At 65.7% G+C, this 248-nt stretch carries 1 protein-coding gene; it reads right to left on the bottom strand.

Going from position 1 to position 248, the window contains the following annotated elements:
• The coding region (locus Y882_RS18260) for a hypothetical protein (RefSeq protein WP_046973388.1) at positions 1-248 on the bottom strand (248 nt) is incomplete at both ends.

Here is a 248-nt window from a genome sequence, read left to right as displayed (position 1 = left end):
TTGCTGTTGGCGGTCGCGTCCCACTTCAGCGCGTCGACACTTTCACCGCCTTGGGCTGCCGCCTGAAGGGCCTCTTGCACCGTGTTGAAGTCGGTGTCGCCCACCTTGTACTTCGGACCGGTGATGCTGCCGTCGGCATTGACGCTGCCGCCCGTGCCGCCCAGCGTGGTGAGCACGCTCTGCGACACCCCCTTGAGCTGATCGACATTCACCGCGTCGGTGCCGTTGCTGCCCGCCGCCACGTTGAT

This window comes from Dyella japonica DSM 16301, from assembly GCF_001010355.1.
GTDB lineage: Bacteria > Pseudomonadota > Gammaproteobacteria > Xanthomonadales > Rhodanobacteraceae > Dyella > Dyella japonica.
Note: the sequence above shows the minus strand (reverse complement) of the source record. Positions and strands in the feature narration are given on the sequence as shown.